The 7,930-nt window shown below is 43.9% G+C and carries 6 protein-coding genes; 4 read left to right on the top strand and 2 right to left on the bottom strand.

Annotated elements, in window-relative coordinates:
- Nucleotides 1-93 precede the first annotated feature (93 nt).
- From AACT52_RS09395 to AACT52_RS09410, 4 genes are all read left to right on the top strand, one after another.
- Nucleotides 94-942, top strand: a complete 849-nt coding sequence (locus AACT52_RS09395; RefSeq protein WP_083630832.1) for a heme-binding protein — start codon at nucleotides 94-96, stop codon at nucleotides 940-942.
- 107 nt (nucleotides 943-1,049) lie between these two features.
- On the top strand, nucleotides 1,050-2,600 hold the full coding sequence (gene malQ / locus AACT52_RS09400) for a 4-alpha-glucanotransferase (protein WP_073636564.1): 1,551 nt from the start codon (nucleotides 1,050-1,052) through the stop codon (nucleotides 2,598-2,600).
- Nucleotides 2,600-3,736: a M24 family metallopeptidase gene (locus AACT52_RS09405; RefSeq protein WP_337251832.1), complete on the top strand. Its 1,137-nt coding sequence runs from the start codon at nucleotides 2,600-2,602 to the stop codon at nucleotides 3,734-3,736. Before malQ ends, AACT52_RS09405 begins: the two co-directional genes overlap by 1 nt.
- 935 nt (nucleotides 3,737-4,671) lie before the next feature.
- The gene (locus AACT52_RS09410; protein ID WP_073636566.1) at nucleotides 4,672-5,016 is read left to right on the top strand and encodes a DUF1816 domain-containing protein; all 345 of its coding nucleotides are present in this window, start codon (nucleotides 4,672-4,674) and stop codon (nucleotides 5,014-5,016) included.
- A 643-nt stretch (nucleotides 5,017-5,659) separates the two neighbouring features.
- Here AACT52_RS09410 and AACT52_RS09415 read toward each other — a convergent pair.
- Both AACT52_RS09415 and AACT52_RS09420 read right to left on the bottom strand, forming a co-directional pair.
- Entirely contained in the window at nucleotides 5,660-6,688 is a 1,029-nt protein-coding gene (locus tag AACT52_RS09415) for a bestrophin family protein (RefSeq protein ID WP_337251833.1), read from the bottom strand.
- Between the two features lie 23 nt (nucleotides 6,689-6,711).
- Nucleotides 6,712-7,383 (bottom strand): carbonic anhydrase, encoded by a 672-nt coding sequence (locus tag AACT52_RS09420; RefSeq protein ID WP_073636567.1) that lies wholly within the window; start codon nucleotides 7,381-7,383, stop codon nucleotides 6,712-6,714.
- Nucleotides 7,384-7,930: the final 547 nt, after the last annotated feature.

Genomic DNA, 7,930 nt, shown 5'->3' on the forward strand with positions numbered 1-7,930 from the left:
TGAAGAATCTTGGTAGGGCACACAACAGATATCGACTCTTAAGTCTGCTTTATTACTAAACATAGCAAAAAACAACAAAACTTTAAATAACTAATGGTCATGCTTACACTCAAAGATGCACAAAAGGTAATTTCTGCTGCGGAAAAGAAGGCTATTGAAATTGGTCAGCCTATGAATATAGCAGTCGTAGATGTTGGAGGCAACTTAATTACTCATGTGCGTATGGATGAAGCCTGGATTGGCAGTGTTGACATTGCTATTAAGAAGGCTTACACTGCACGCGCCTTCGATATCTCGACCAAAGAATTAGCAGAACACAGCCAATGTGGTGGAGAATTTTTTGGGATTCATGCATCTAATAATGGCAAGGTCATGATTTTTGCTGGGGGCATTCCCCTCAAGCAAAACAGTGTAATCGTTGGCGCTGTTGGCGTAAGCGGCGGTTCTGGTGATCAAGACCAAGAAGTTGCCGAAGCTGGGGCTGCAGCTTTGACAATGATTGAAGGAATCTTGCACTGCAACATAAATTGCACTGATCTTGACTGCTCATTGGAGTTCTACGAAATGCTTGGCTTTAGAGTTGTAACTGACTTTAAACAAGGGATGAGCAGCACAGCTATGGCTAAAGCATTTGGATTGCCACGCGCCAAACTTCGAGGAGTCCACTTAGTCTTAGAAAATGATCCAAGAGCAACTCGAATTGACCTTGTGGAGTTCCTTGATCCCAAAACAGAAGGACAACCTTATTCTAATCTAAACCATACCGGGGTGGCTCGCATATGCCTTCGCACCAGCAACATCCATCAGGTATACGAGAATTTGAAGGCACAAAACGTAACTTTCTTGTCTCAGCCTCAAAAATTGCCCGGAACAAATGCTACCATTGTTTGTTTCACTGACCCAGATGGGAATGTGCTGGAGCTGCTGGAAGGAACCATATAGGGATAGTTTCATCGATTCTTTCAGGCTTATGCAAAAAAAGTCTTAACGGCCTCTAGCTGTCTAAGACTTTTTCTCCACTTTTTTAAGCATAGTCTCTTTATTTTATTATGCCCTTTTCTAGATCTAGCGGTATTTTGTTACATCCCACTTCTTTTCCGAGCCGATTTGGTATTGGCGACTTGGGGTTTGAGGCCTATCGCTTTGTTGATTTTCTAGTAGACAGTGCACAACAGCTTTGGCAAATCTTGCCATTGGGACCTACGGGAGATACTAATTCTCCATATGCGTCTTATTCAGCGATGGCAGGAAATCCATTATTGCTTAGCCTCGAATTGTTGCAGGAAAAGGGCTTCTTAGCTAAAGAAGACCTTGTGGATCTGCCAAACTATAACACTGAAACAGTGGATTTTGAGCAGGTCATCCAAACGAAGATGCCTTTGCTTCAAAAAGCTAGCAAAAACTTTAAAGCTAATGCTTCATATGTTCAGCGAAAGGAATTTGAATGGTTTTGTAAAAATAGGGCTTACTGGCTAAATGACTATGCCCTGTTTATGGCGCTCAAACAGGTTCATGGAGGTGCAAGTTGGAATACTTGGGAAGCAGCACTCGCCCAACGTCAACCAGAAACAGTCGAGCAATGGCAGCAACGGCTGAACCATGAGATTTTTTACTACAAATATCTCCAGTTTGAGTTTTTCTCTCAGTGGTCAAACCTGAAGCGTTATGCTAATCAGCGCGGCATCCAAATTGTAGGAGATATTGCCATCTACGTAGCTTACGATAGCGCTGACGTCTGGGCTAATCCCAAAAACTTTTGTCTTGATGAACAAACGGGTGAACCTGCACTAATGGCAGGAACACCGCCAGACTACTTCAGTACCACTGGTCAACTGTGGGGTAACCCAGTCTATGACTGGGTGCGGTTACAGAAAGAGGACTTTAAGTGGTGGGTGCAGCGCTTTCAGACCATGCTTGATTACGTGGACTTGATTCGGATTGACCATTTCCGGGGCTTCCGAGCTTACTGGGCAGTAAAGCAGGGCGAAACAACTGCTATCAATGGTGAGTGGATTCAAGCTCCTGGGGAGATTTTCTTTGAAGTACTCAACCAGAAGTTAGGTAGACTGCCAATCATAGCTGAGGATTTGGGAGAAATCACACCAGATGTAGAGGCTTTGCGAGACCAGTTTGAATTTCCAGGCATGAAAATTTTGCAGTTTGCTTTTGACTCAAAACCTGAAAATCCCTTTTTGCCCTTCAATTATCCCCGCAACTGTGTTGTTTATACTGGTACTCATGATAATAACACGACAGTCGGCTGGTTTAATCAACTCTTAGACCAAGAAAGAGAAGCAGTCTTGCACTATTTAGGTTGTACTAACTCTGTAGACATCCACTGGGATTTGATCCGGTTAGCACATAATTCTGTGGCTAATCAAGCGATTATTCCTCTACAGGACATTTTAGGATTGAATACTTCTGCCCGGATGAATTTTCCTGGCAAAGGTATAGGTAACTGGAAGTGGCGTTATCAATCTGCGGCTTTAACGCCAGAAGTTCGCGATCGCCTCAAGGCTATGACTGAAACTTACGGTCGAGCCACTATCCCTCAAGAATCAAGCTACACTTTTGCGCAGGGTCTCCAACGGAGCAGGTAATGATGAATTCATTTGATGAAGAAGTTTCCTACAAGCTGGGGCTGATTCGGAACGCCTTGAGCGAAACTGGTGCTAGCGCTGTGCAACTCTGCGGCACAGACTGGTTCGCCTGGGCTACCGCTGGTGCTTCAAATACCGTGCTGCTCGCTGCTGAAACTGGGGTAGCCCAAGTGCTGGTAACCGCTCAAGAAGCCTGGATATTAACTAATGAGATTGAAGCTCAGCGTCTACAGGATGAAGAACTTCCGGGTACAAGCAACGTAGCAAATCCTTTCTACAAACTGCACGTTAACCCCTGGGCTGATAGCGTAGCCTGCGAATCTTTCGTACGTGAGGTCACCGCTGGGGGAAAGATTCTTAGTGACCGTCCTACCGATCATCAAAGCCCATTACCTCCATCACTCCTGAATCAGAAGCGGGTGATGATGCCTCCTGAACTAGAGCGCTATCGACGAGTGGGGCGTTTAGCTGCTGAAGCCATGACCGAAGTACTCTCAAGCGCCGAGCCTACCTGGACAGAGTACCAACTCGCCGGAGCGGGTGCCCAGGCGTTGTGGTCAAGGGGGCTACATCCAGCCCTAACCCTGGTAGCTGGGGAGAGGCGTCTGCCGCTATACCGTCATGCTACACCCAAAGGGGAGGCGCTCGGACGTGCCGCGATGCTTGTGTTTTGTGCGCGGGGATATGGTCTGTACGCCAACCTCACCCGATTTGTCTTTTTTGGTTCGTCACAGACCAATCTAGAGATACAAAAGTTTGCGTCTGCTCACCACCATGTCCGCGAAATTGAAGCTGAAGCCCTGAATTTGTGCCTTCCCGGCACGCCTCTCAACGCAGTTTATGACGCGCTTGGTCAAGCTTATCACCAGCATGGGTATCCCCAAGCTATCCGTCAACATCACCAAGGGGGAACCACAGGCTATCTGTCTCGGGAAATCATAGTCAATCCAGCCACCACCGAAACTCTGGCAGAAAACATGGCTTTTGCCTGGAACCCAAGTTTACCAGGAGCCAAAATTGAAGACACCTTTGTCATCCTTAAGGACGGAGGGCTAGAAAACCTGACTTTTGATCCAAAGTGGCCGAGTATCAAAGTTTCAGACCGCGCTCGCCCTGTACCGTTAGAAATTGAGTGAAAATTATCAAAAGGGGAAAATGTCAATTTGTTTTTGACAAGATAGACAAGACGTTGATTAGCAGGAACAAAGCAAGACGCGATCGCTACTTATTTCTTGTTCAAGTCGCGAACACACGTTCAAAGAATGCTATTATTTCAGACCAAGCAGAGGTAGCAGCAGCAGCCTCGTAGCGATAACAGGGCAAACGCATCTAAATTAGTCTTGACAAAAATCTTGGTTGGTGAATTAACAAAATCATTAGAGTTTATCGTTTGATTGATTTTCTACGATTGTAAGCGATTGGGCGTTCGCGCAGCGTGTCCCTCTGGGACTCAGCCCACTGCCCTTCGGGCAATCGCCTAAAATTTTGTCAATAAGTAGGTATTAATGCGATTCTTTTCCCATTTATTGAGATTGAAATCCTCTTAGTGACAAGATGCGTTTGCCCTGGGGGCGGAGCCGCTCCTTGTGGATGGCTGGAAGCGTTATGAAAACTAAACCCAAGTAGGCAAGTCTGAAAGCGGGAAGACTCATTCTCCCTCAAAGCGGTTATCCCAAAAGGGCAAAAAGTCTAGCCAGATAGCCAATAAGGGTGAAAAGCTAGTCCCAAATTTGCTCGAATCCCCGTGTCTTTAGATCGGCTAGAGGCTCAATCAAAGTCACACAAGCCTGTTTTAGAGTAGCAGGTTCAATCAGGCGTGGACGTTGTGAAACGACTAACTTGCCTTTGATTGTAGAAGCTCAAGCACTAGCTAAACAGTTAGAAGGGTGTGGTCAAAATTAGTTGGATAAAACCCTGCTAAGAAAGGTTAATCCCACATCCCTAAGCAGGTTGATTAAACAATGTTTCTTTTCACTGGGAGAGTTAATAACTAAATTCTAAGCTTTGAGCATTGACTTCATCCCTTAAGGAAATGCAGATAGTCTAATCTAGATAATTGCGGAGAACTCTTATGAAGCTGGCACAAACTGTTGAAAAGGAGCAGATAGAAATGGACTGGTGGGTAGAAATTATCACCACTAAGCCCTGTTGTATCTATTACTTTGGACCTTTCACCAATGCTCAGGAAGCTGTCCTAACTCAAGATGGTTACATTGAAGATCTAGTAAACGAAGGGGCACAGGAAATTACTGTTCAGATTAAATGCTGCAAGCCAACGGAGCTAACTATTTTGCCTGAGGATAAATTGGCAGAGAGTTTTCAAATGTGGGGAGAGCTTAATAACAGCCAACGACCTGAAAAGTTGAACCGTAGTAAGAGGACAAAAACCCGCTCGTCGCAAAGACTCGGTTCTTAGAGTAACTTTCATGAAGGGGCAGCGCGGGGTTTAGTCCTCATATTTTGATTCTAATTCTCAATTACTTCCCTAAATTGCCCCCTTCATTAAACCTGTAAAAATCTGGGCAACCGTCGCAATTTCGGCGCTTTGGGCAGTCGCTTTTTTACTGTATATTTGCAATAAAGCGCCCAACTTCATCATAGTGGGCACTAAATGGTACGGTCAGTAGACCGAAAACTTTTGAAATTTGAGGAGAGAATAAGGGTTTCAGACGACGTTTCTGAGGCTGGTGATTGCAAGAAAAGGCGATCGCACTTAAGAGCATGCACAATACTATTGCTCAAAAGGCAAATGATACGGGTATTCTGGCGGATTGTATACAATCGGTCAAATGAACGAATGGTAAGCCTTCTAGAAATCTTTTCGGTCTATTGACGTTTTCTCATACGGTCAGTAGACCGAAAACTTTTGAAATTTGAGGAGAGAATAAGGGTTTCAGACGACGTTTCTGAGGCTGGTGATTGCAAGAAAAGGCGATCGCACTTAAGAGCATGCACAATACTATTGCTCAAAAGGCAAATGATACGGGTATTCTGGCGGATTGTATACAATCCAATGAACGGATGGTAAGGCTTTTAGAAATCTTTTCGGTCTACTGTATTTACTTACTTACCCATAATTGCCAGTCATGAGCGTTGCTAGGAGCAAGTGTGATTAACTCTTCAACGTTGTGTAGCATTGTGTTGCAAATCACATTTAAGGGCAGGTCATTTGGATCGTGACCGAAAGGTTCTTCAATTTCAGAGCCAATTTGCTCAATGCTCAATAATGTGAAGCTCACTAAAGCTACTACTAAACCAGTCCACCAACTTAAATGAATAACTATTTCAAGAGGTAATATCAGGCAATAAATTCCCACCAGTAGCCTGAGTTTAATAGAATATATTAAGGGCAATGGTGTTTTTAAAATGCGTTCGCAGCCACCCAAAATGTCTATCAAATCGCTTACCAATTTGTGTAAGGCTGTTAATTGATAAATATTTAGACAATTACGGTCATGCTGATACTGTAAGTAATCCCTGAGCCAGAACGCGATTTGTAATGGAGAATGTTTTGCATCTTTCAACTTGAGATACTGAATTTCAGACACCAATGACGCTAACTGCTCGTCCAAGCGCTCTGCCCTCAGATGTAACTTCATAGCAACAGAAAAAGCAACCACTAGCCGAAGGATTGCCTCTTTTTCCAGTCTATCTTTTGGTGACTGCTCTTTAACTACTATGTAAATCTCCTGAGTTAAATTACGAACCGTATTGACTAAAGCTCCCCACAGTTTACGACCTTCCCAAAATCGCTCATGAGCTGTATTCGTCCGAAAAACCAATAGCAAAGTCAAGCCTATATTAAAACTCAAGATAGCATTGGTAAGTACACGATTTCGCTCTGAAAATCCTATGGGTAACCCAAGAGAGTAGAGGAATGACACTAAAAAACCATAGATACCAAAAAAGAGTACCCAAGGAAACACAACTGAAATTACTGAACTTTCTAGTCGTAAAACTACTTGTATCCAATGCAGTTGTTCACCAGTATAAAGCTGATATTTTCCTCTAAACGAATTCTTGACTCTGCTTAAAAACTTTTTGCAAGTTTGTAGTGTATTAGTAAAATTTGAGCGTTTCATACTCATATATTAAAACTCCAATAGTTTGATTATCTTGGGTGCATAATGGCTAGAGGGTTAGGTACAGGAAACAATCCCTCAAGAGGTACAAATTGACCTAGGCTAGCGTTGTATGCAAAGACTTTTCCAGTCTCAATCTCATAAACCCAGGCGTGAAGGTAAAGTTGTCCTGAATGAAGTTTGGAACGGATTACTGGGTAAGTCTCCAGATTTTGTATTTGTGTTAGGATGTTCTCCTTAACTGTGACGTTTAAAAGTTCTTCACTAGAATAGTCCTTGTAGTTTTCCTGAACAAGGCGACGGGTTGCTTCAGCATGATGCTTTAACCATTCGTAAACCAAAGGCATTTCTTCAGCAAGATTGCCCAATTGCAACAGTCCTTTCATAGCCCCGCAGTGGGAATGACCGCAGATAATAATATCCTTGACCCCCAAAGCATGAACAGCATATTCAATAGCTGCGCCTTCACCGCTATTGATTGCTCCATAGGGCGGAATGATATTACCAACATTGCGAAGAATGAACAGTTCGCCTGGCTGGGTTTGAGTCAGCAAATTCGGGTCAATTCGAGAGTCAGAACAGGTGATGAAGAGTACTTCAGGGTGTTGGCTGTGAGAAAGTCGCTCGAACAACTCCTGATGTGAACAGAAATAGTTTTTATGAAACTCACTTAGACCTTTAATTATTCCCTTCATTGACATTGATTTATTCCTCCTTATAAAGCTTTTCAGTTGTGCTTAATAATGACGAGCGCAAAAACCACAATAGCTCTACGCAAATCAGTGTTAAACCTCTTAGAGTAACCGCAGGCAATCAGGGTATTCATGTCATCGGCATGTCGTTTTAGAGTTTTCCACGTACGCCGATAAAAAGATTGAGTACACCAGAACTGGACGGGTGCTGTCAATATCAGTTGCACCTAAGGATCATGGAACCATGTTGGAATCCAGGGTAGGTTTAGTCCAGTCATCGCAGGCAGTGACTCATCACGCTACTCACTACTACCTTGCGCCTAAGGTCAAGATTTTCTTTTAGTGTTGCTAATCAATTAGAGTACTAGTTTTAGCTAAGTACAGCTTTGCATTAATTCGTAGCGTTTTAAAACGCAGAGGGACGCGGTGAACCAGCGCTATGCAGCAGGGTTTCCCGACAGCCAGGCGACTAGTGTTCGCCGTCAGGCGTGCCGTAGGCATACCCGAAGGGAGTCAGCGCAGAGTAACGCAGAGCCTTTCTGAAATTAATTCGTTA

Source organism: Scytonema sp. HK-05, from assembly GCF_963872035.1.
In the GTDB taxonomy this organism is placed as follows: domain Bacteria; phylum Cyanobacteriota; class Cyanobacteriia; order Cyanobacteriales; family Nostocaceae; genus Kalymmatonema.